The following is a 23,272-nucleotide window of genomic DNA, read 5'->3' on the forward strand; positions in this document are numbered from 1 at the left end:
CCGGAGGAGACTCCGGGCCCGCCCCGCGTCCGTGCACGGATGCCCGTGCGCGGCCGCTTCCGTGCGGTCAGGTCACGGGCTCACCGCCAGGGTGAAGACGTGCAGGTCCGCGTTGTCGGGGAGCTTGACGCTCCTGACGGTCCGCCCCTCCGGCGCCGTGAACGGCCTGGTGGCGAAGACGTAGGTGGCCACCGGGTCCTTGTCGGCGCCGGCGACGTTGCGGTAGGCCGCCTTGGCGACGGTCTCGTTGCCGTACTGGACGGTGCCGCCCCCGCCGCCGACGGTCCAGTCGGTGAAGGACAGGTCGACCACGTCCGTGCCGCCGTCGGTGTAGGTGACGGTGGCCGTGGCCTTCTGGTTGCCGTTCACCGCGCTGCCGATGAAGGACAGCCGGCTCGCCGGGGTGCCCAGCTCGACGGTCTGCCCGGCTGACGTGGCGTTGTCGGGGCGGCCCGAGGGGGACTTCGGCCAGGTGAAGGCCAGACCGTCCACCGTCCCCCGGCCGCCCGGGGTCAGGCCCGCGTCGGCGAGGGCCTGACGGGAGTAGCTCCAGCCGCCGCCGTCGTAGTCGGCCTCGGAGTGGTCACCGGTGTCGTCCGAGACGCCGGTGTTGTCGTAGGCCGCGAGGAGGGTTCCCGGGGCCGCGACGGTGAGCGCCACCGGCTGCGTGTACGAGGTGGCGCCGGAGGTCACGGTCACCTTGGCGTCGGAGAAGCCCTGCTCGGCGTCCTCGGCCGCGGTGAGGGTGATCCGCTGGGCGCCGTCGCTCACCGTGCCCTCGGCCGGCGTCGCGCTCACGCCCGGGGGCACGTCCACGTGGAAGCGGACCTCGGGCCCGGCGCCGCCGCCCAGGGCGAGGGCGCGGATGTCGAGCGCGGTGCTGGTGCCGGGCGCGAGCGTCGCGGCGGTCGGGCCCACCCCGATCTGGTACGGCTGCTCGCCGGTGCGGAAGGAGGGCGGCGCGGCGGACTCGTCGGTGCCCCAGCTCCGGTTCGGCGTCGCGGACAGCGTGTAGTCCAGGGTGCCGCCGTCCCGGACGAAGGAGGCCGGGAGCCAGGGCCTGCCGCTCACGGCGCCGTCGACCCGCAGCGACTGGACGTACGGGCTGTCCGCGGCCGCTCCCCGGGCGTGGATCTCGATGTCCCCGCCGCCCGGACGTTCGATCTCGATCCGCGGGAACAGCGGCGAGGCCAGGACGAGTTCGGCCCGGGAGGGCACCTGGGGGTACATGCCGAGCGCGGAGAAGACGTACCAGGACGACATCTCGCCGAGGTCGTCGTTGCCGGGGATGCCCTCGGGCCGGGTCGACCACAGCCGGGTCATCGCCGCGCGGACGGTCTCCTGGGTCTTGTGGGGCGCGCCCGCGTAGTCGTACAGGTAGGGCACGTTGACCGACGGTTCGTTGTCCAGCTCGGACTTGTCGCCGCCGCTGCCGCTGAACGCCCAGCCGCCGTCGGCGTCGTGGAAGAACGTGTCGAGCCGGTCGAGGGCCTTGGCACGCCCGCCCATGGCGGCGAAGAGGCCCGCCGGGTCGTGCTGCACCATCCAGGTGTACTGGGCGGCCGTGCCCTCCACGAAGCCGTTGCCGGTCGCGGGGGTGAACCCGGTGACCCAGCTTCCGTCGGCCTTGCGGTTGGCGATGTAGCCGCCGCTCCGGTCGGCCGCGATGTTGAAGTTGTTCTGCCACCACTGGGAGCGCACCGCGAAGTCGGCGGCGGTCTTCTTCTCCCCGGCTGCCCTGGCCAGTTGGGAGATCGCGAAGTCCGCGCCGGACATCTCCAGGGTCTCGGCGGCGCCGCCCCAGGCGTTGGACACGGAGGGCATGTAGTGGTGGTCGAGGTACTTGTCGAGCGAGGGGCGCTGTCCGGCCGAGAGGACCGGTTTGCCCGCCGCCGAGAGGTCGGCCTCGGTCGGCACGGTCGCCGCCTTCACCAGTGAGCGGAGCGCTCCGCGCAGATCGAAGCCGGTGCCGCCGAACGCGCGGATGCCGGCCAGGGCGGGCGCCGAGGGGTCGCCGTTCATGACGTGCGTGCCGCTCGCCCCGTGCAGCCAGCGGTCCCACACTCCCCCGTTCTGCCGGGCGAGTTCGAGCAGGGACTGCGCGATGTCGGAGCCGGTGTCCGGGTCGAGGAGGGTCAGCAGCTGGACCTGGGAGCGGTAGACGTCCCAGCCGGAGAAGGTGCCGTACTGGGCCTCGTGCCCCCGGCCGACGGTGTGGACCTTGTCGTCGGAGCCCCGGTATCTGCGGTCGGCGTCGCTGATCACGTTCGGGTGCAGCAGGGCGTGGTACAGCGCGGTGTAGAAGGTCGTGCGGTCGCCGTCGGTGCCGCCGCCCACGCCGATCGCGCCGAGCCGCTCACGCCACGCGCGGTGGGCGGCCCGCTGCACGGAGGCGAAGGAGCGGGACGGCGGGTTCTCGTCGTCCAGGTTGGCGGTGGCGCCCTCCTGGCTGACGTAGGAGATCCCGACCTTGACGTTCACCGGGTCGGTGCCGGGCTCGAACTCCACATAGCCGCCCGCTCCCTTGCCCGCGAGGGGACGGCCGCCCTGCTCGAATCCCCCGGTGCCGCCGCTCGCCTCGGTGGCGCCCGGGTTCAGCCGGTCGTCCTGCCAGGTGCCGGTGGTCTTGAAGGCGCGGTCGAAGCGGGCGGTGAAGTACAGGGTGTAGTAGGAGCGCCGGCCTTCGGGGTCCAGGTAGCCGCAGAAGTTCCCGGAGGTGACGGAGCCCGAGACGGTCCGGGTCGCCGGGTCGATGCGCACGGTCGAATCCGTCGATCCGACCTCGGAGTTGGCGGTGCGGATCAGCATCGAGGCGGGCTTGCCGGCGGGGAAGGTGAAGCGGCCCGAGCCGGTGCGCGGGGTCGCGGTGAGGTCGGCCGTCACTCCGGAGTCGAGTCCCAGCTTGTAGTGGCCGGGCTCGGCCGTCTCGTCGGTGTGCGCGAACCCTGCTGCGTAGACGGCGTCCTTGGTGTCGGCCGCCGGGGACGAGGTGACCTCACCGGCGTACGGGAAGAACGGGATGTCGCCGCTGCCGCCCGCGCATCCGGTTCCGGACATGTGGGTGAGGCTGAAGCCCCGGACGCGCGTGGCGTCGTACTGGTAACCGCCGGGCGCGGCGGTGCGGGTGGCGTCGCCGCGGGTGTTCTCCGGGCTCCAGGAGAGCATGCCGAAGGGCGTGACGGCGCCGGGGAAGACGTTGCCGCCGTTCCTGGTGCCGATGAGCGGGTCGACGTACGCGGTGGGGTCCTTGACGAGTTCCGGCGGCCCCGACACGGGCGCGGCGAGCGCGGGGACGGCGCCGGCGACCGTCAGGGCGACGGCCAGCAGTAACGATGACGGACGGAAACGCATGACGCGGCCCCTCCTCCTTCGGACGGGTCGCGCACCAGGGGTCGCACAAGCCGCAGGGACAGTAACGTGCGCCACGGGTACCACGGAAGACCGCCCGCGGTGCCGGGGCGCGCCCCGCGCCCACTCCGATGGAGCCGTGCGGCGCCGGCCGGGCGCGGGCACGCTCCGGTCCGGCCCGGCGACCTGCACGGGTACCGGCCGTCGGGGGGCGTGAACGGGCCGAGGTGGCCTTCAACGTTCTTGACATCGTTGTCCGTTGAGGCGATAGAGTTCCCCCAGACCGATCGACAACGTTGTCGCGCACGGCGGTCGCCACAAGCCGCACCATCCCCGGGCAGGGCCTCCCCCGCCGCGTCCGGGCTCGCGGACCGGGCGGGTCCGAACCCACCCGCCCGGTCCGCCCCGAGCACCGCCCGTCAGCCGACCCGGCAGGGAAGGGCCGTCGACGGGTCGTCACCCGAGCCCTGGACGACGTAGCCGAACGTGGTGCTGCCGCCCGGGCTCAGCGAGCCGTTCCAGTCGGCGTTGTGCACCATCACGTCCTGGCCGGTGTAGGTCGCGTTGCCGTTCCACAGACTGGCCACCGACTGCCCGCCGGGCAGCGTCCAGTCGACCATCCAGCCGAGCATGGGGACCGTGCCGGTGTTGGTGACCGTCACCTCGGACTGGTAGCCCCCGGGCCAGCTGTTGGTGGTGCGCCGGGTCGCCGAGCACGCTCCGGGCGGGGGCTCGGTCGGGTTGCCCGGGTCGTGGATGCCGGTCACCTCGCCGTGGCCGCCGTCGAAGACGACGTCCGAGCAGGAGTAGAACGTCTCCGCGCTGTCGGAGCGCTGCCAGACCATGTAGACGATGTGCCGACCGGTCTTGCCCGCCGGCAGCGCCCCGCTCCAGGAGTAGTTGGCCTCGACCGTGCCCGGGGTGCCGTTCAGCGGCGGGTGGTCGACGGTGAGGAACGGCGTGGCCTCCATCGCGTCCCAGGTGAGCGGTTCGGTCGGGTCGAAGCCGTCCTTGGTGATGTAGACGTAGAACCAACCGGGGTGCGCCGCCCAGGCGTTGTAGGCGAAGTCGACGGTCGCGCCCGCGGTGAGGTGGGTCAGCGGCCAGTCGGAGCGCGGCAGATCGAAGCCGGCGAAGTTGGGGTTGCCACCGCTGCACAGCGAGCCGTCGGGGACGAAGCCGCGGGTGCGCCCGGCACCGTCCGACCGCAGCACCGAGAACCAGTTGTAGAACGGCGTGGTCCCGCCGGCCTGCTGGGCCGCCTTGCAGGCCGGGTTCACCGGTTTGATCTCACCGGTGTCGGTCAGCGCGTCCTGCCAGCACAGGAACGTACGGCTGGCGGGCTTCATGGGCGTGCCGTGCGCCTGGGCCCGGCCGCCGGCCGCGACGATCAGGGCGAGGGCCGGCAGCACGGCCAGCAGGGCGATCAGGACGAGGAGGGGGGAGGGACGGCGGCCGGGGAGCGGGGGCCGTAATCGAGAGCGCGGCGGCCGTCCTCCCGCCGCCGGCCACGATGTTGTTACGTGCATGACAATCCCTTCGTGGGGTGTACGGGATCGGGCGAGGCGGGAGCGGCTCCCGGGCGGGTTCCGGTCCACCGGATGGGAGCGCTCCCACCTCACTCGGAAAGTAGCGCGCTCAAGAACCCCTGTAAACGCCCGGCGCACCGGGCACGCCCATCGGACGCCGCCCGGAAGGGAGTTCGCCCCCACGCGATGCCCCGTACAGGCCGAGGGCCGCACCCCCGTGGTTCGGGAATGCGGCCCTCGGGCTCCTTTCGGAGCGGGTCCTACACCTGCTTCACCGGATCGCTCAGTTGCGGATCAGGTTGCGCAGCACGTACTGCATGATGCCGCCGTTGCGGTAGTAGTCCGCCTCGCCGGGGGTGTCGATGCGGACGACCGCGTCGAACTCGACGCCGGTGTCGGTGGTGACCTTCACCGTGCGCGGCGTGGTGCCGTTGTTGAGCTCCTCGACACCGGTGAAGGAGAAGGTCTCCTCGCCGGTCAGACCGAGGGACTCCGCCGTGGCGCCCTCCGGGAACTGGAGCGGCAGGACGCCCATGCCGATGAGGTTCGAGCGGTGGATGCGCTCGTACGACTCGGCGATGACGGCCTTGACGCCGAGGAGCGCGGTGCCCTTGGCGGCCCAGTCGCGGGACGAGCCGGAGCCGTACTCCTTGCCGGCCAGGATGACCAGCGGGATGCCCTGCTCGATGTAGTTGCGCGAGGCGTCGTAGATGAAGGAGACGGGGGCGTCGCCCTTCGTGAAGTCGCGGGTGTAGCCGCCCTCGGTGCCCGGCGCGATCTGGTTGCGCAGGCGGATGTTGGCGAACGTGCCGCGGATCATGACCTCGTGGTTGCCGCGGCGCGAGCCGTAGCTGTTGAAGTCACGACGCTCCACACCGTGCTCGGTGAGGTACTGGCCGGCCGGGGTGTCGGCCTTGATGGCGCCGGCCGGGGAGATGTGGTCGGTGGTGACCGAGTCGCCGAGCTTGGCGAGGACGCGCGCACCGGCGATGTCCGAGACCGGGGTGGTCTCCATCGTCATGCCCTCGAAGTACGGGGGCTTGCGGACGTACGTCGACTCGCTGTCCCACTCGAAGGTGTTGCCGGTCGGGATCGGCAGCGCCTGCCACTGGGCGTCACCCGCGAAGACGTCCTGGTAGGACTTGTTGAACATGTCCTCGCCGATGGCGTTGGCCACGACGTCGTTGACCTCGGCCTCGGTCGGCCAGATGTCCGACAGGAAGACCGGCTTGCCGTCCTGGTCGGTGCCGAGCGCGTCCTTGGTGATGTCCACCTTCATGGAACCCGCGAGGGCGTACGCGACGACCAGCGGCGGGGAGGCCAGGTAGTTCATCTTGACGTCGGGGTTGATACGGCCCTCGAAGTTCCGGTTGCCGGAGAGGACCGAGGTGACCGCGAGGTCGTGGTCGTTGACGGCCTTGGAGACCTCGTCCGGCAGCGGGCCGGAGTTGCCGATGCAGGTGGTGCAGCCGTAGCCGACCAGGTTGAAGCCGACCTTGTCGAGGTAGGGGGTGAGCCCCGCCTTGTCGAAGTAGTCGGTGACGACCTTGGAGCCCGGGGCGAGGGTGGTCTTGACCCACGGCTTGCGGGTCAGGCCCTTCTCGACGGCCTTCTTCGCGACGAGCGCGGCGGCGACCATGACGTACGGGTTCGAGGTGTTGGTGCAGGAAGTGATGGCCGCGACCGTCACCGCGCCGTGGTCCAGCGTGTAGGTCGTACCGTCGGGGGCGGTCACCTGGACCGGGTTGGACGGGACGCCGTTGGAGGAGGCCGGGGCGTCGGAGGCCGGGAAGGACTCCTTGCCCGCCTCGTCGTCGTCGGCGACGTAGTTGCGCACGTCGCTCTTGAACTGCTCGGCTGCGTTCGCGAGGACGATGCGGTCCTGCGGGCGCTTCGGGCCGGCGATCGAGGGGACGACCGTGGAGAGGTCGAGCTCCAGCTTCTCGGAGAAGTCGGGCTCGGCGGCCGGGTCGAGCCAGAGGCCCTGCTCCTTGGCGTACGCCTCGACGAGCGCGAGCTGCTGCTCGGAGCGGCCGGTGAGCTTGAGGTACTTGATGGTCTCGCCGTCGATCGGGAAGATCGCGGCGGTGGAGCCGAACTCCGGCGACATGTTGCCGATGGTGGCGCGGTTCGCCAGCGACGTGGCGGCGACGCCCTCGCCGTAGAACTCGACGAACTTGCCGACGACACCGTGCTTGCGCAGCATCTCGGTGATCGTGAGGACCAGGTCGGTGGCGGTCGTGCCGGGGGTGAGCTCACCGGTCAGCTTGAAGCCGACGACGCGCGGGATGAGCATGGAGACCGGCTGGCCGAGCATCGCGGCCTCGGCCTCGATGCCGCCGACGCCCCAGCCGAGCACGCCGAGGCCGTTGACCATCGTGGTGTGCGAGTCGGTGCCGACGAGGGTGTCGGGGTACGCCTGGCCGCCTCGGACCATGACCGTGCGCGCCAGGTGCTCGATGTTCACCTGGTGGACGATGCCGGTGCCCGGCGGGACGACCTTGAAGTCGTCGAAGGCGGTCTGGCCCCAGCGCAGGAACTGGTAGCGCTCCTTGTTGCGGCCGTACTCCAGCTCGACGTTCTGGCCGAAGGCGTCCTTCGTACCGAACTTGTCGGCGATGACGGAGTGGTCGATGACCAGCTCGGCCGGGGAGAGCGGGTTGACCTTGGCCGGGTCGCCGCCGAGCTCCTTGACGGCCTCACGCATGGTGGCGAGGTCGACGACACAGGGCACGCCGGTGAAGTCCTGCATGATCACGCGGGCGGGCGTGAACTGGATCTCCTGGCTGGGCTGGGCCTGCGCGTCCCAGCCGCCGAGGGCACGGATGTGGTCGGCGGTGATGTTCGCGCCGTCCTCCGTGCGGAGCAGGTTCTCCAGCAGGACCTTCAGGCTGTACGGAAGGCGAGCCGAGCCTTCCACCTTGTCCAGCCGGAAGATCTCGTACGACTCGTCGCCCACCTGCAGCGTGCTGCGGGCGTCGAAGCTGTTCGCCGACACGACAGTCTCCTTCATTGATGTGCGCGTTCCCACCGCATCCTGCCGCCACGGCCTGATGACCGATCCGCTAAGGTAAGGCTTAGTTAGGTAACCCTTACCAGAGGGGCGGCTGCGGTACGCCTCGGCAGATATCTCGATGTCGAGATAACTCTAGTGCATGGGGGCGGAGAGGTCATGTCCGCACGCCCGCATGTCCGGGCCGTTCCCCTTGTCCCATTAAATGGACAATGCCCGCATCATCCGGCATCACCCCGGCGCGGGGCCGCATCCGCGCCCCGCACGCACGGAACTTGACGCCCCGAAGCCCGGAGCAGGCACACCGCGGCGGTTCGGGGGTACCCGGTTCCCGCCGGGAAGGTCCCGGCGGAGACGACACCGGGGGGCACCATGCCGCTCACCTTCCGCAAGAGCTTCCGCATCTTTCCCGGGGTGCGGCTCAACATCAACCGCAAGTCGTGGTCGATCACCACGGGCGGCGGACACCACGGGCCGCGGTACACGCACAGCAGCACCGGGCGCAGGACGACGTCGATGGATCTGCCGGGCCCGTTCGGCTGGCGCAAGACCACCCGCAAGGCGAAGTGACCCAAGGTCGGACAAACCGGCCCAGTCGGATGAACCGTCACGGAAGCACCCCTTGACGGCAATCGCGGCGGCGGCGCGCTCGGGCGGAGCCCTCCGCCGCCCCGCGGGCGCCGCCGCCGGACCGGTGCGGGGCGCCCGAACTGCCCCTCGAACACCGCCTGGTGACCCACGCCACCCGGAAGGCGGCGCTCCATTTTTCTTTATCTCACATCCGATATACGGTCGCGCCATGGCAGACGACTACCTCGTACGTATCGGCAAGCTCATCCGTGACGCCCGGCAACACCGGGGCTGGACACAGTCGCAGCTCGCCGAGGCGCTCGGCACCAGTCAGAGCGCCGTCAACCGCATCGAGCGCGGCAACCAGAACATCAGCCTTGAGATGATCGCCCGAATCGGTGAGGCGCTCGACAGCGAGATCGTCTCGCTCGGATATGCGGGTCCGATGCACCTGCGGGTGGTCGGCGGGCGTCGTCTGTCCGGCTCGATCGACGTCAAGACCAGCAAGAACGCCTGTGTCGCGCTGCTGTGCGCCACGCTCCTGAACAAGGGGCGCACGGTCCTGCGCCGGGTCGCCCGGATCGAGGAGGTCTACCGCCTGCTGGAGGTCCTCAACTCGATCGGCGTCCGCACCCGCTGGATCAACGACGGCGTCGACCTCGAGATCGTGCAGCCGAGCGAGCTGGACATGGAGTCCATCGACGCCGAGGCCGCCATCCGCACGCGGTCCATCATCATGTTCCTCGGCCCGCTGCTGCACCGCCTGGAGGCCTTCAAGCTGCCCTACGCGGGCGGTTGCGACCTCGGCACCCGCACCATCGAGCCGCACATGATCGCGCTGCGCCGCTTCGGCCTGGACATCGCGGCGACCGAGGGGCTCTACCACGCCCGGGTCGACCGCACCATCACGCCCGGCCGGCCGATCGTGCTGACCGAGCGCGGGGACACGGTCACCGAGAACGCGCTGCTCGCCGCCGCCCGCCACGACGGCGTCACGGTCATCCGCAACGCCTCCTCCAACTACATGGTCCAGGACCTGTGCTTCTTCCTGGAGGCCCTGGGCGTACGGGTGGAGGGCATCGGCACCACGACGCTCACCGTGCACGGTGTGCCGAACATCGACGTCGACGTCGACTACTCCCCCTCCGAGGACCCGGTCGAGGCGATGAGCCTGCTCGCCGCCGCCGTGGTCACCGAGTCGGAGCTGACGGTCCGCCGGGTGCCGATCGAGTTCCTGGAGATCGAGCTCGCGGTCCTGGAGGAGATGGGCCTCGATCACGACCGCACACCCGAGTACTTCGCGGACAACGGGCGGACGCGGCTGATCGACCTGACGGTGCGGCCCTCCAAGCTGGAGGCGCCCATCGACAAGATCCACCCGATGCCGTTCCCGGGTCTGAACATCGACAACGTCCCGTTCTTCGCGGCCATCGCGGCCACCGCGCAGGGCCAGACGCTGATCCACGACTGGGTCTACGACAACCGGGCCATCTATCTGACGGACCTCAACCGCCTCGGCGGCCGGCTCCAGCTGCTCGACCCGCACCGGGTGCTGGTCGAGGGCCCGACCCGCTGGCGTGCCGCCGAGATGATGTGCCCGCCCGCGCTGCGCCCCGCCGTGGTCGTCCTGCTCGCGATGATGGCGGCCGAGGGCACCTCGGTGCTCCGCAACGTGTACGTCATCAACCGCGGTTACGAGGACCTCGCCGAGCGTCTGAACTCGATCGGCGCGCAGATCGAGATCTTCCGGGACATCTGACCGCCCGTCGCGGCCCGGACCTCGTGTCCGGGCCGCCTCCGTCCGCGCCCCGCAGGACCGCCCGCAAGCGGTCCGGCGGGGCGCGGTGGTGTCTCCGGGAGCTCCGGCGCACACCGGGCGGGCCGGGTGCGGCGAGTGGGCGTGCAGGGCGTCGCCGGGCGGACGGAAATTGTCGGACAGGCCCTAGCCGACGGGCCGCGGGGTGCGGGGGCGGTCCGCGTCGCGCATGCGGCCGTAGGCGTAGACGCAGCCGGCCAGGGCGAGGTCGGAGAGCAGCATGAAGCCGATGGCGTAGGAGCTCTTGGCGCTGTAGACGGCACCCATGACCAGGGGCGGGACGAAGCCGCCGAGGCCGCCGGTGGCGCCGACGATCCCGGTGACGCTGCCGACCTGCGGCGGCGGGGTGACCCGCGCGACCATCGCGAACACGCTGCCGCTGGTGGTGCCGAGGCCGGCCGCCATCACGAGGAGGAAGACCGTGCCGCCCGGGACCAGGCCGGGTTCGAACGCCTGGCACACCGCCATGGCCCCCACGACGCCGAGGGCCCAGGAGGTGACGACGGCCGGGTGGACACGGTCGGAGAGCCAGCCGCCGATCGGGCGGAAGATCACCGTGACGAGCGCGAAGCCGGCCGCCCGTGTACCGGCGTCGGTGGGCGTCAGTCCGTACCAGGTCTTGAGGTACGTGGGCAGGTAGACGCCGAACGCGACGATGCCGCCGAACCCGATCGCGTACAGGGCCGCGAGCTCCCAGGTGACGCGCAGCCGCCCGGCGTCGGCGAGCCGCTTCCCCAGCGAGGTGGTGGGGACCACCCGGTCGGGACGGTCGGTGAGCAGGGCGTACTCCACGACGGCCATGACGGCCAGGGCGACGGCCAGCACCAGGAACGGCAGGTTCTCGCCGTGCTTGTAGATGCGCGGGGTGAAGTAGCCGGACAGGGCCACCCCGCCCATGCCCGCGCCGAAGACGCCGACCGCGAAGCCGCGACGCGCGGGCGGGAACCAGGAGTTGACCAGGGGGACGCCGATCGCGAAGGTCGTGCCGCCCAGGCCGAGGAAGAATCCGACGACGAGAAGGCCCCCGTAGGAGTCCTTCACGACGGTCAGCAGCAGGACCGGCACGATGGTCAGCGCGGTGACGAGCGGGAACATGATCTTCGCGCCGAAGCGGTCGGTGAGCGCGCCGACGGGCACCCGGCCGAGCGAGCCCACGAGCACGGGGACGGCGACCATCAGCGACTGCTGGAAGGAACTCAGCGAGAGCTTCTCGCCCAGGGGGGTGGCGATCGGCGCGATGAGGTTCCACGCCCAGAAGGTGATGGCGAAGCCGATCGTGGCGACCACCAGGTTGCGGTAGGCGGCGCCGGGCACGGCCGGGGTCCGGTCACTGTCCGCGGTCACGGCACGCGCTCCCATCCGGGCCGCTCGGAGCGGGTGCCGAGCTGACCGCGCTCACGGCTGCGGTACACGATGTAGGGGCGGAAGAGGTACTGCACGGGGGCGCTGAACATGTGGATCAGCCGGGTGTAGGGGACGAGGGCGATGAGCAGGAACCCGATGACGATGTGGATCCGGTAGGCGGTCGGTACGCCGTGCATCCGCGCGTAGTCGGGTGTGAGGGTGAAGACGCTGCGCAGCCAGGGGGCGATGGTGCCGCGGTAGTCGTAGCCGTGGCCGCCCGCGTGCGTGAGCTTGGCCGTCATGCCCGTCAGGATCGCGGCGAGCAGGACGACGTACATGAGCTTGTCGTTGCGGGTGGTGGCGAGGAAGACCGGCCCGTTGGTGCGGCGGCGGTAGATCAGCAGCGCGATGCCGGCGACGGTGGCGAGGCCCGCGAGCGTGCCGGTGGTCAGGGAGAGGTAGTGGTACGCGGTCTCGCTCACCCCGAGCGCGCTGGTCCAGGAGTCGGGGACGAACAGTCCGACGAGGTGGCCGGCGAGGACGAAGAGGATGCCGTAGTGGAAGAGCGGGGACGCGATCCGCAGCAGCCTGGACTCGTAGAGCTGCGAGGAGCGGGTCGTCCAGCCGAACTTGTCGTAGCGGTAGCGCCAGACGATCCCGCCGACGAGCAGGACGATCGTGACGTACGGCATGGCCGTCCACAGGAGGCTGTCGGCGATGCTCATCGGGGGACGACCTCCAGGAGCGGGGTGCCGAAGGGGGCGAGCCCGACCTCCTCGCGCGGCGGTCCGCTCCGGGCCATGGCCTGGGCGGCGGCGCGGTCGCGCGGGGAGGCGCCGGGCAGGGTGGCGACGAGGGCCTGGAGGACTCCGGCCCAGGGCGAGTCGGCCTCGGTGAGGGCGAAGCGCAGCAGTTCCAGGGCCGGGCGGTGCTCGCGCAGCAGGTCGTCGGTTCCGGCGAGGGCGGAGAACTCGCAGACGGCGGGCAGGAAGTCGGGGAGTTCCCCGGTGTCCGCGTACTCCCATCCGTGGTCGCGGTAGACCTCCTTGAGGCGTACGAGGGACGCGCCGCGGCGGCGGGTGTCGCCGTCGGTCCACCAGGTGAGGTGGAGGCAGCGGCGCCCGGAGAAGTCGAAGGTGCGGACGTAGTCCTGGCGGAGCGTGTCGGGGGCTGCGGCGTCCGCGTGGTCGAGGAAGGCGCGCAACTCCGCCCGGCCTGGACCGGGTTGCTCGTCGAGGGCCGCGCGCAGGACGCCGAGGCCCGCGTGGAACTCGTCGTCGGGGTAGGCCAGGCAGCGGGCGACCGCCGCGTGGACGACGGCGTGCGGGGCGGTCATCTCTGCTCCTCGTCGTCGGCGTCGTGCGCGTTCCGGGGCGGTCGCGGGGCGGCGCCGGTCCCCTTCATCCCGTCGGTCCGGTCGGTCGTACCGGTTCCGTCGGTCCGGCGGGGGAACAGGCCGGCGGGGTGGCCGCGGCCGTCCCAGTTGAGGAGGTTGACGCGGCTGCGGCCGGGGTCCGCGGGGGCGTCGGCACTCTGGCGGTCGCGCAGGACGTGGAAGTTCTCCACGGACACCGGCGGCGCCGCGCCGGATCCTTCGCCGTAGGGGCCGGAGCCGATCATGCCGGGGCCGCCCGCGTAGTCGAGGCTGCACTCGTCGGGCAGGACGGACTCCTCCAGGCGCCGGGCGTCGCCGACGGCCGCGGTGGGGATCACGTACCGCTCCTCGTACTTGGCGAGGGCCAGCAGCCGGTACAGCGCGTACATCTCCTCCCCGGACATGCCGACCGAGCGGGCGATGTCCTCGTCGACCGGGGCCGGTCCCGAGGTGCCGCCGGCGAGCAGGCCGGGGCGCATCGCTCCGCGCATGGCGGCGAGCTTCTCCAGCGAGGCGCGGACGGGCGCGGTGTCGCCTGCGGTGAACAGCTCGGCCAGGTACTCCAGCGGGATGCGCAGGGTGTCGATCGCGCCGAAGAGGTTGCCGGTGTCCTCGCCGTCGAAGCCGGTCTCGGTCAGGGCCTCGACGACCGGGGAGAGCGGCGGGATGTACCAGACCATCGGCATCGTGCGGTACTCGGGATGCAGCGGCAGCGCCACCCGGTGCCTGCTGATGAGGGCGTGGACGGGTGAGCGGCGGGCGGCGGCGATCCAGTCCTGGGCGATGCCGGCCCGCTCGGCCTCCCGGCGTACGACGGGGTCCTCGGGGTCGAGGAACACACCGAGCTGGGCCTCGTAGAGATCGGTGTCCTCGGGCGCGGAGGCCGCCTCGAGCACCTTGTCGGCGTCGTAGAGCATGACGCCGAGATAGCGCAGCCGTCCGACGCAGGTCTCGGAACAGACGGTGGGCAGGCCGACCTCCAGGCGCGGGTAGCACAGGGTGCACTTCTCGGCCTTGCCGGTGCGGTGGTTGAAGTAGACCTTCTTGTACGGGCAGCCGGTGACGCACATGCGCCAGCCGCGGCACTGGTCCTGGTCGACCAGGACGATGCCGTCCTCCTGCCGCTTGTACATCGCCCCGGACGGACAGGAGGCGACACAGGACGGGTTCAGGCAGTGTTCGCAGATCCGCGGCAGATAGAACATGAAGGTCTGCTCGAACTCGAACCGGACCTTCTCCGCGGCCTGTTCACGGACCTTGGCCACCATCGGGTCGAGTGCGCCGTGCTCGTTCACGCCGCCGAGGTCGTCGTCCCAGTTGGCGCTCCACTCGATCTTCATGGGCTTGCCGCTGAGCAGGGAGCGCGGCCGGGCGACGGGGACGTCGTCGCCGAGGGGAGCGTCGAGGAGGTTGGCGTACTCGTAGGTCCAGGGCTCGTAGTAGTCGCCGATGGCGGGCAGTTGCGGGTTGGAGAAGATGTGGGCGAGCTTCGAGAGGCGTCCGCCGGCCTTCAGCCGCAGCCGGCCGCGCTTGTTGAGCTCCCAGCCGCCCTTCCAGGTCTCCTGGTCCTCGTAGCGGCGCGGATAGCCCTGTCCGGGGCGGGTCTCGACGTTGTTGAACCACACGTACTCCACGCCGCCGCGGTTGGTCCACGCCTGTTTGCAGGTCACCGAACAGGTGTGGCAGCCGATGCACTTGTCGAGGTTCATGACCATCGCGATCTGTGCCATCACGCGCATGTCAGTACTCCACCGGCTCGGTGCGGCGCCGGACCACGGTGATCTCGTCGCGCTGGTTGCCCGTCGGGCCCAGGTAGTTGAACGCCCAGCTCAACTGGGCGTAGCCGCCGATGAGATGGGTCGGTTTGAGCAGCAGCCGGGTCAGGGAGTTGTGGGTGCCGCCGCGTCTGCCGGTCGTCTGGGTCCGGGGGGTGGCGATGACCCGGTCCTGGGCGTGGTGCATGTACACGGTGCCCTGCGGCATGCGGTGGCTGACCACCGCGCGGGCCGCGACGACGCCGTTGCGGTTGACCGCCTCGATCCAGTCGTTGTCGCGCACGCCGATCGCCTCGGCGTCCTGCGGGGACATCCAGATGTTCTGGCCGCCGCGGGAGAGCGACAGCATGAGCAGGTTGTCCTGGTACTCGGAGTGGATGGACCACTTGCTGTGCGGGGTGAGATAGCGGACGGTCACCTCGGCCTGGCCGTCCTCCCCGGTGGAGACCCGGTCGCCGAAGAGGCGGCGCATGTCGAGCGGCGGCCGGTAGACGGGCAGGGCCTCGCCGAGTTCGTGGATCCAGTCGTGGTCCAGGAAGAAGTGCTGGCGGCCGGTGAGGGTGTGCCAGGGCTTGGCGTGCTCGGTGTTGAGGGTGAAGGCGGTGTAGCGGCGGCCGCCCGCCTCGCTGCCGGACCACTCCGGGGAGGTGATGACCGGCACGGGCGCCGCCTGGGTGTCCTCGTAGGTGATCCGTTTGCCCTCGTGCTCGGCGGCGAGGTGGGCCATCGGCTGCCCGGTGCGGCGCTCCAGGGTGAGGAAGCCCTGGGTCGCGAGGTGGCCGTTGGTGGTGCCGGACAGGGCGAGGATCGTGTTCGCCGCCTTGACGGCGGTGTCGAGCAGCGGCCGGCCCGCCGCCGGTCCCGCCCTGCGCAGGCCGTGCCGGCCGGCGAGCAGCCTGACCTCCTCGGCCACGTCGAAGGTGATGCCCTTCGCGGGCAGGCCGAGCTTGTCCGCGAGCGGTCCGAGCGTGGCCATCTTCTCGGCGATCGCGCCATAGTCCCGCTCCACGACGGTCAGTTGGGGCATGGTGCGGCCCGGCACGGGCTCGCACTCCCCGCGCCGCCAGTCGAGGGCGACGCCGCCGGGCTGGGCGGTCTCGCCGGGGGTGTCGTGCTGGAGGGCGGTGGCGACGAGGTCGCGGCGCACGCCGAGGTGGCGCGCCGCCATCGCGGAGAACGAGCGGGCGAGGGCGTGGAAGGCGGCGAAGTCGGTGCGGGCCTGCCAGGGCGGGTCGACGGCCGGGGTGAAGGAGTGCACGTAGGGGTGCATGTCCGTGCTGGACAGGTCGTGCTTCTCGTACCAGGTCGCGGCGGGCAGGACGACGTCCGACATGAGGGTGGAGGAGGTCATGCGGAAGTCCAGTGACAGCAGCAGGTCGAGTTTTCCCTCGGGTGCCTTCTCGTGCCAGCGCACGTCGCGTGGCCGTTCCTCGGGCCCGGCCTCCCGCGCCCCGAGCGAGGAGGTGGTGCCGAGCAGGTGTTTCTGGAAGTACTCGGCGCCCTTCGCGGAGGAGCCGAGCAGGTTGGCGCGCCAGAGCGTCACGATCCGGGGCCAGTTGGCGGGGGCGTCCGGATCCTCTCCGGCGAATCCCAGCTTCCCTTCGCGGAGTTGGTTCACCGCGTACGCGGCCGGGTCCTCGTCACCCGCCTCGTCGCAGAGGTCGAGGGGGTTGCGGTCGAAGGTGGGATAGGAGGGCATCCAGCCCGAACGGGTGGCCTGGGCCAGGCAGTCGGCCGCCGTCATCCCCGCGAGGGCCCCGCTGCCGAGCGGGGAGGCGAGCGTGTCCGCGCGGTAGTGGTCGTAGCGCCACTGGTCGGTGTGCAGGAACCAGTAGGCGGTGCCGATCGCCTGCCGGGGCGGGCGGGACCAGTCGGACGCGGCGGCGAGGGTGGCCCAGCCGGTCGCGGGGCGGCACTTCTCCTGGCCGACGTAGTGGGCCCAGCCGCCGCCGTTGCGGCCCTGGCAGCCGGTGAGCTGGAGCAGGGCCAGGAAGGCGCGGTAGATCGTCTCGGAGTGGAACCAGTGGTTCGTGCCGGCGCCCATGAGGATCATGCAGCGGCCGCCGGAGCGTTCGGCGCTGTCGGCGAACTCCCGGGCGGTACGGACGGCCGCCGCGGCCGGGACGGAGGTGTGGACCTCCTGCCAGGCGGGCGTGCCGGGGACGGAGGCGTCGTCGTAGCCGGTGGGCCAGGTGCCGGGCAGTCCGGCGCGGCCGACGCCGTACTGGGCGAGCAGCAGGTCGTACACGGTCGTCACCAGGTGGCCGCCGATCCGCGTGGCGGGGACGCCGGCGCTGCGCACGGCCCCGCCGCCCTGGCCGTGCGGCCCGCCGTCGGTGTCGAAGCGGGGCAGCAGCACCTCGGCGGGAACGGCTCCGTCACGCCCGTACAGGGTGAGCCGGGGCGTCAGATCACCGAGCTCCAGGTTCCACCGCCCCTGGCCGGACTCGGTCCACCGGAAGCCGAGCGAGCCCGGGGGGACCTCCGGCCGGCCGGTCGCGTCGTCGAGGACGACCGTCTTCCACTCCGCGCCCTCCGCGGTGTCGCCGAGGTCGCCGGCGCGCAGGAACTTGTCCGGGACGTGGGCCCCTTCGTGCTCCCTCAGGGTGACGAGGAACGGCAGGTCGGTGAACCGCCGGACGTAGTCGGTGAAGAACGGCACCTGCCGGTCGACGAAGCACTCCTTCAGCACGACGTGCCCCATCGCGAGGGCCAGCGCGCCGTCGGTGCCGGGGTGGGGGTGCAGCCACTCGTCGGCGAACTTCGTGTTGTCGGCGTAGTCCGGGGAGACGACGACGACCTTCTGTCCGCGGTAGCGCGCCTCGGCCATCCAGTGGGCGTCCGGGGTCCGGGTGACGGGCACGTTGGTGCCCCACATCATCAGGTACGCGGCGTCCCACCAGTCCCCCGACTCGGGAACGTCGGTCTGGTCGCCGAAGACCTGCGGGGAGGCGACCGGAAGGTCGGCGTACCAGTCGTAGAACGACAGCATGGGGGCGCCGATGAGCGAGTGGAACCGGGCGCCGGCGGCGTGCGAGACCATCGACATCGCGGGGATCGGGGAGAAGCCGGCGATGCGGTCGGGGCCGTGGGTCTTGATGGTGTGGACGTGGGCGGCGGCGGCCAGCTCCACCGCCTCGTCCCAACTCGCCCGCACCAGACCGCCCTTGCCGCGCGCCTGCTGGTAGCGGCGGCGGCGCTCGGGGTCGGCCTGGAGGTCGGCCCAGGCGAGGACGGGGTCGCCGGTGCGGGCCTTCGCCTCCCGGTACATCCCCAGGAGGACACCGCGGACGTACGGGTAGCGCACCCGGGTCGGTGAGTACGTGTACCAGGAGAAGGCGGCCCCGCGCGGACAGCCGCGCGGCTCGTACTCGGGGCGGTCCGGGCCGACGCTCGGATAGTCGGTCTCCTGGGTCTCCCAGGTGATGATGCCGTCCTTGACGTACACCTTCCACCGGCAGGAGCCGGTGCAGTTGACCCCGTGGGTGGAGCGCACGACCTTGTCGTGGCTCCAGCGGTCCCGGTAGAAGACGTCGCCGCTCCGCCCGCCCTCCTTGGAGAGGGTGCGCAGATCGGCGGAGGTCTCCCCCCGCCGGAAGAACCGCCCGGTGCGCAGCAGCAGATCACTGGCCCTGCCGTCCATCCCGCCACTGCCCCCGGCCCCGGATCCGGCCACGGCTGCTCCTCTCCCAGGCTTCACCCCAGCCCACCACCGACGGACGGGGGGCGCATGTGACGGGGGGCCGGAAGGGTGAGGGGGCGGTGCCATGCCGAGGAGCCGCCGGTCCGTGGTGTCGGCGGCTCCTTCGGATGGGCGGTCAGCTCTGTACGAGCGTGACGTCCTGGTCCCGGACCGCGTGGAACGTGGGGAGGGGGAGGCCCGTGGCGGCCAGTTCCATGACGGTGGCCTGGACGTGGGCCGTGCCCGCCTTCAGGGAGCCGGGGGCGGGCTTCTGCGCGTTGGTCCAGCGGTGGTCCGCGCCGTCGCACTGCGCCGCGGTCCCGCCGATGCCCTGGCCGACCCGGGCGTCCGCCTGGGACACCGAGGAGGACACGAAGACCGGGCCCGAGGCGCCCGTGCAGCGGTACGTGCCGGAGAGGGTGACCGTGCCGTCGGCCGCGAGGGTGCCGGTCGGGTCGACCGTCACCTCCTCGGACGCGCGGGACACGGCGACGGCGGACGGGGCGAGGAGCAGGAGCAGCGCGGCACCGGCGGCCGCGCCGACGGCCTGGCGGAACAACATGGGGGTACCTCCTGGAGCGGGGACCTGGACAGGGCGCCTAACAGGTACCGGTCCGGGGCCCCCGGCGCGGTGATCATCACCCCAATGGTGGCGAGTTGGCGGGCCGCATTCGGTGAGCGAGGGTTGCTGACCGGGGGCGGCCTCGATGACCGGCGAGGGCTGACCAGGGGCCGTGCTCGATGACCGGTGGTGTCGGAACGGGGGTGCGCTCGATGACAGGCGGTGCCTGACCGGACGCCGCGCTCGGTGAGCGGTGGTGGCGGACCCGGCGCCGCGCTCGGTGGCCCGGTGGTGTCGGAACGGGGGTGCGCTCGATGACCGGCGGTGCCTGACCGGGTGCCGCGCTCGGTGACCAGCGGTGAAGGACCCGCTGCCGCGTTCGGTGACCAGGCCGTGGCGGATCGGCGTCGTCCGTCTCGGGGGCGTCCGAGAGTTGTCCTCGTGTTGTCACGCTTCTCGGCCGGGTGTTCCGTTCGGTTCGCCGCGCGCGCATGGTCTATGCATGCGAGGGCGACGACAGCGCCGCCGACACTCTTCGCATCCCACGTGGAGGTGCACCATGTGTTCACACCGGTCTTCGTGCCCGTCCGCGGACACCGCCGCACCGCACATCGTCTCGGCCCACCCCGAGCAGGGCTGGAACCTCCTGTGCAACGGCGCGATCGTCTTCGACGACAGCGGTGAACTGCTTCCCGACGGCAGCGTGGTCGCTCCGCACCGGGTGTTCGCCGAGCGGCTCGCCGTCGCCGCCTGATCCGGAAATCCCGCCCTACGCCAGCACCGCGAACCCGTCCAGTTCGACCAGTGCCTCCGTGTCCCACAGGCGTACGGCTCCGATGACGGCCATCGCCGGGTAGTCGCGGCCCGCCAACCGGCGCCAGACGCGGCCCAGTTCGGGCGCGTGGGCGCGGTAGTCGGCGACGTCCGTGGCGTAGACGGTGACCCGGGCGAGGTCCGCGGGGGTGCCGCCCGCCGCGCGCAGGGCGGTCAGCAGATTGGCCAGCGCCCTCTCGAACTGCTCGGGCAGGGTCTCCCCCACGACCTTGCCGTCCCCGTCCAGCGCGGTCTGTCCGGCCAGGAACACGACCCGGGAGCCGGTGGCGACGACCGCGTGGGAGAAGCCGGCCGCCGGGGAGAGCTCCGGCGGGTTGACGCGCTCGGCGGTCATACGGGCCCCGCCTTCCCGGTGGGTGCGGGGGTCACGGGGACACCTTGCCTTCCTGCTGCTCGGCGGAGCGGTACAACTCCTTGGCGATGATGGCTCGTTGGACCTCACTGGCGCCCTCGTAGATCCGCGGCGCGCGCACCTCGCGGTAGAGGTGTTCGAGGAGGTGACCCCGGCGCAGGGCGCGGGCACCGTGCAGCTGGACGGCCGCGTCGACGACGTACTGGGCCGTCTCGGTCGCCAGCAGTTTCGCCATCGCCGCCCGCCGGGGCACGTCCGCCGCCCCCGCGTCGTACGCCGCCGCGGCCGCGTACACCATCAGCCGGGCCGCCTCGGTGCGCAGCGCCATCTCCGCGACCTGATGGGCCACGGTCTGCAGGTCCTTGAGCCGGCCGCCGAACGCCTCGCGCCGTGCCGTGTGGGCGAGGGCCGCGTCCAGCGCGGCCTGCGCCATGCCGACGGCGAAGGCGCCGACGCTCGGCCGGAAGAGGTTGAGGGTGTTCATGGCGACCCGGAACCCGTGGCCCGGCTCGCCGAGGACGTCGTCCGCCGTGACGGGTACGGCGTCGAAGGCGAGAGCGCCGATGGGGTGCGGGGAGAGCATGTCGAGCGGGGTGCCGGTGAGGCCGGGGCGGTCGGAGGGGACGAGGAACGCGGTGATCCCTCGGGCTCCGGCGCCGGGCGCGGTGCGTGCGAAGACGGTGTAGAGGTCGGCCTCGGGGGCGTTGGAGATCCAGCACTTCTCGCCGGTGAGCCGCCAGCCCCCGGCGTCGTCCCCGTCCGCCCGCAGTTCCAGCGCGGCGGCGTCCGAACCGGCCCCGGGCTCGCTCAGGGCGAAGGCGGCCACGGCGGTGCCGTCCGTGACCCGGGGCAGCCAGTGCGCGCGCTGGGCCGCGGTGCCATAGGCGTGGACGGGATGCGCGCCGAGCCCCTGGAGGGCCAGCGCCGTCTCGGCCTCGGTGCACTCCCGCGCCAGGGACTCGCGCATCAGACAGAGGTCGAGGGCGCCCGAGGAGAACAGCCGGGCGAGCAGTCCGAGCCGGCCCAGCTCGGCGACGAGCGGTCTGTTGACATGACCCGGCTCGCCCTTGTCGGCCAGGGGGCGCAGCTGCTGCGCGGCGAGGGCCCGCAGCTCGGCACACCAGGCGGTCTGCCCCGGATCGAGCGAGAATGCGGTCATTGCCCGTCCTCTCTCCCCATCGGACGTCACCACGTTATCGCGAACCGTTGACTGTCGTCACCAACACGATACGCTCCTTGTGCGAGCCCACCGCGACGCCCACCGGGGCGGCCCACCAAGGCAAGGGGGCGAGACGCCATGGACCTTGTGGATCCGCTGGATTCCGCAGACACCTCGGGGCCGGCCCGCTCGGCCCATGTCGACACCTTCGCGCGCGACCACCTGCCGCCCCCCGAGCAGTGGCCCTCCCTCCGCTTCGACCTGCCCGAGCTGCGCTACCCGGCCCGGCTCAACTGCGCCGCCGAGCTCCTCGCGGACACCGACGCCGGCCGCCCGGCCTTCCGCACACCGACCGGCGCGCCGTGGACGTACGGACAGCTGCGCGCCCGGGTCGACCGGATCGCCCATGTCCTGACCGGCGAGCTGGGTGTCGTCCCGGGCAACCGGGTGCTGCTGCGCGGTCCGACGACCCCGTGGCTGGCGGCCTGCTGGCTGGCGGTGCTGAAGGCGGGCGCCGTCGCGGTCACGGTCCTGGCGCAGGCGCGGGCGCACGAGCTGGGCACGATGTGCGGGATCGCCCGGGTGACGCACGCGCTGTGCGACGTCCGCTCGGTCGACGACCTGGTCAAGGCGGAGGTCCCGGGGCTGCGGATCACGACGTACGGCGGTGACGCGCCCGGCGATCTGCTGCTGCGGATCACCGGCGCCCCCGAGGAGCCGTACGACGCGGTGGACACGGCCGCCGACGACGTGGCGCTGATCGCGTTCACCTCGGGCACCACCGGCCGGCCCAAGGGCTGCATGCACTTCCACCGCGATGTGCTGGCGATCGCGGACACGTTCGCACGCCACGTGCTGCGGCCGCGCGAGGACGACGTGTTCGCGGGCAGCCCTCCGCTGGGCTTCACGTTCGGGCTCGGCGGTCTCGTGGTCTTCCCGCTGCGGGCCGGCGCCAGTTCCCTGCTGCTCGAACAGGCGGGCCCGGCGCAGCTGCTGCCCGCGATCGCCGGGCACCGGGTCTCCGTGCTGTTCACGGCGCCGACCGCCTACCGGGCGATGCTCGCGGAACTGGCGGAGTCCGGGCACGACATCGGGTCGCTGCGGCGCTGTGTGTCCGCGGGCGAGAACCTGCCCGCGGCGACCTGGCGGGCCTGGCGGGAGCGCACCGGGCTCGGGATCATCAACGGCATCGGCGCCACCGAACTGCTGCACATCTTCATCTCCGCCGCCGACGACGACATCCGCCCGGGCACGACGGGCGTTCCGGTGCCGGGCTGGGAGGCGCGGGTGGTCGACGACGAGGGGTCGCCGGTGCCGGATGGCGAGCCCGGTCTGCTCGCCGTGCGCGGCCCGGTCGGCTGCCGGTATCTCGCCGACCCCCGGCAGCGGGAGTACGTACGGGGCGGCTGGAACATCACCGGCGACACCTACGTCCGCGACCCCGACGGCTACTTCCGTTACGTGGCCCGCGCCGACGACATGATCATCTCGGCGGGGTACAACATCGCGGGCCCCGAGGTCGAGGACGCGCTGCTGCGGCACCCGGACGTGCTGGAGACCGCGGTCGTGGGGCGGACGGACGAGGCGCGCGGGCAGATCGTGGTGGCGTACACCGTGCTCAGGGAGGATGCCCCCCGGGACGCCGAGGCGCTGCGCGCGTTCCTCAAGTCCGAGCTGGCACCGTACAAGTGCCCCCGCGAGATCGTCTTCCTGGACGCGCTGCCACGGACCGCGACGGGCAAGCTCCAGCGGTTCCGGCTGCGGGAGGAGAACCGTTCCGGCGATACCGCGGCGACCCCCTCGCCGAAGGCCGCGGCGTCCGTCCCGTCGAAGGCTGCGCCGCCTGTGGCGGGCAGTCAGACTCCGTTGGCCGAGGGCGACTTGCCCCCGGCCGGCGATCCCAAGTGATCTTC

15 protein-coding genes are annotated in these 23,272 nt (G+C 71.8%); 4 read left to right on the forward strand and 11 right to left on the reverse strand.

The window, feature by feature from the left end; genetic code table 11:
* Positions 1-72: 72 nt before the first annotated feature.
* From IO36_RS20965 to acnA, 3 genes are all read right to left on the reverse strand, one after another.
* On the reverse strand, positions 73-3,351 hold the full coding sequence (locus tag IO36_RS20965) for a GH92 family glycosyl hydrolase (RefSeq protein WP_037621845.1): 3,279 nt from the start codon (positions 3,349-3,351) through the stop codon (positions 73-75).
* 416 nt (positions 3,352-3,767) lie between these two features.
* Positions 3,768-4,877, reverse strand: coding sequence for a lytic polysaccharide monooxygenase auxiliary activity family 9 protein (locus IO36_RS20970; RefSeq protein WP_078943324.1), 1,110 nt, complete (start codon positions 4,875-4,877; stop codon positions 3,768-3,770).
* A gap of 283 nt (positions 4,878-5,160) precedes the next feature.
* Positions 5,161-7,875 carry an aconitate hydratase AcnA gene (gene acnA / locus IO36_RS20975; RefSeq protein WP_037622063.1) on the reverse strand — a complete coding sequence of 905 codons (2,715 nt, stop codon included), beginning with the start codon at positions 7,873-7,875 and terminating at the stop codon, positions 5,161-5,163.
* Positions 7,876-8,262: 387 nt separating this feature from the next.
* Between acnA and IO36_RS20980 the strand changes: the two genes are divergently transcribed.
* Both IO36_RS20980 and IO36_RS20985 read left to right on the forward strand, forming a co-directional pair.
* Entirely contained in the window at positions 8,263-8,460 is a 198-nt protein-coding gene (locus tag IO36_RS20980) for a DUF4236 domain-containing protein (protein ID WP_037621846.1), read from the forward strand.
* Between the two features lie 229 nt (positions 8,461-8,689).
* On the forward strand, positions 8,690-10,219 hold the full coding sequence (locus IO36_RS20985; RefSeq protein WP_037621847.1) for a helix-turn-helix domain-containing protein: 1,530 nt from the start codon (positions 8,690-8,692) through the stop codon (positions 10,217-10,219).
* 183 nt (positions 10,220-10,402) lie between these two features.
* Here the strand turns inward: IO36_RS20985 and IO36_RS20990 are convergent, their stop codons facing one another.
* From IO36_RS20990 to IO36_RS21015, 6 genes are all read right to left on the reverse strand, one after another.
* Positions 10,403-11,620, reverse strand: a complete 1,218-nt coding sequence (locus IO36_RS20990; RefSeq protein WP_425535544.1) for a nitrate/nitrite transporter — start codon at positions 11,618-11,620, stop codon at positions 10,403-10,405.
* Positions 11,617-12,345 (reverse strand): respiratory nitrate reductase subunit gamma, encoded by a 729-nt coding sequence (narI, locus tag IO36_RS20995; RefSeq protein WP_037621849.1) that lies wholly within the window; start codon positions 12,343-12,345, stop codon positions 11,617-11,619. Before narI ends, IO36_RS20990 begins: the two co-directional genes overlap by 4 nt.
* Positions 12,342-12,956, reverse strand: coding sequence for a nitrate reductase molybdenum cofactor assembly chaperone (gene narJ / locus IO36_RS21000; protein WP_037621850.1), 615 nt, complete (start codon positions 12,954-12,956; stop codon positions 12,342-12,344). Before narJ ends, narI begins: the two co-directional genes overlap by 4 nt.
* The gene (gene narH, locus IO36_RS21005) at positions 12,953-14,734 is read right to left on the reverse strand and encodes a nitrate reductase subunit beta (protein WP_078943325.1); all 1,782 of its coding nucleotides are present in this window, start codon (positions 14,732-14,734) and stop codon (positions 12,953-12,955) included. Before narH ends, narJ begins: the two co-directional genes overlap by 4 nt.
* A 1-nt stretch (position 14,735) precedes the next feature.
* Positions 14,736-18,413 carry a nitrate reductase subunit alpha gene (locus tag IO36_RS21010; protein ID WP_037621851.1) on the reverse strand — a complete coding sequence of 1,226 codons (3,678 nt, stop codon included), beginning with the start codon at positions 18,411-18,413 and terminating at the stop codon, positions 14,736-14,738.
* A 175-nt stretch (positions 18,414-18,588) separates the two neighbouring features.
* Entirely contained in the window at positions 18,589-19,014 is a 426-nt protein-coding gene (locus IO36_RS21015; RefSeq protein ID WP_037621853.1) for a DUF6299 family protein, read from the reverse strand.
* Positions 19,015-19,573: 559 nt separating this feature from the next.
* On the opposite strand from IO36_RS21015, the gene IO36_RS21020 reads away from it, so the two are divergent.
* Complete coding sequence (locus tag IO36_RS21020) at positions 19,574-19,768, forward strand: DUF5999 family protein (protein WP_037621855.1); 195 nt, start codon at positions 19,574-19,576, stop codon at positions 19,766-19,768.
* Between the two features lie 15 nt (positions 19,769-19,783).
* Here the strand turns inward: IO36_RS21020 and IO36_RS21025 are convergent, their stop codons facing one another.
* The gene (locus IO36_RS21025) at positions 19,784-20,182 is read right to left on the reverse strand and encodes a RidA family protein (RefSeq protein ID WP_037621856.1); all 399 of its coding nucleotides are present in this window, start codon (positions 20,180-20,182) and stop codon (positions 19,784-19,786) included.
* Positions 20,183-20,213: 31 nt separating this feature from the next.
* Entirely contained in the window at positions 20,214-21,359 is a 1,146-nt protein-coding gene (locus IO36_RS21030) for an acyl-CoA dehydrogenase family protein (RefSeq protein WP_037621857.1), read from the reverse strand.
* Positions 21,360-21,497: 138 nt separating this feature from the next.
* Here IO36_RS21030 and IO36_RS21035 point away from each other — a divergent pair, with 138 nt between their 5' ends.
* The gene (locus tag IO36_RS21035) at positions 21,498-23,267 is read left to right on the forward strand and encodes an AMP-binding protein (RefSeq protein ID WP_078943327.1); all 1,770 of its coding nucleotides are present in this window, start codon (positions 21,498-21,500) and stop codon (positions 23,265-23,267) included.
* The last annotated feature ends 5 nt before the right edge of the window (positions 23,268-23,272 follow it).

The organism is Streptomyces aureus (assembly GCF_000725495.1).
Taxonomy (GTDB): Bacteria; Actinomycetota; Actinomycetes; order Streptomycetales; family Streptomycetaceae; genus Streptomyces; species Streptomyces aureus_B.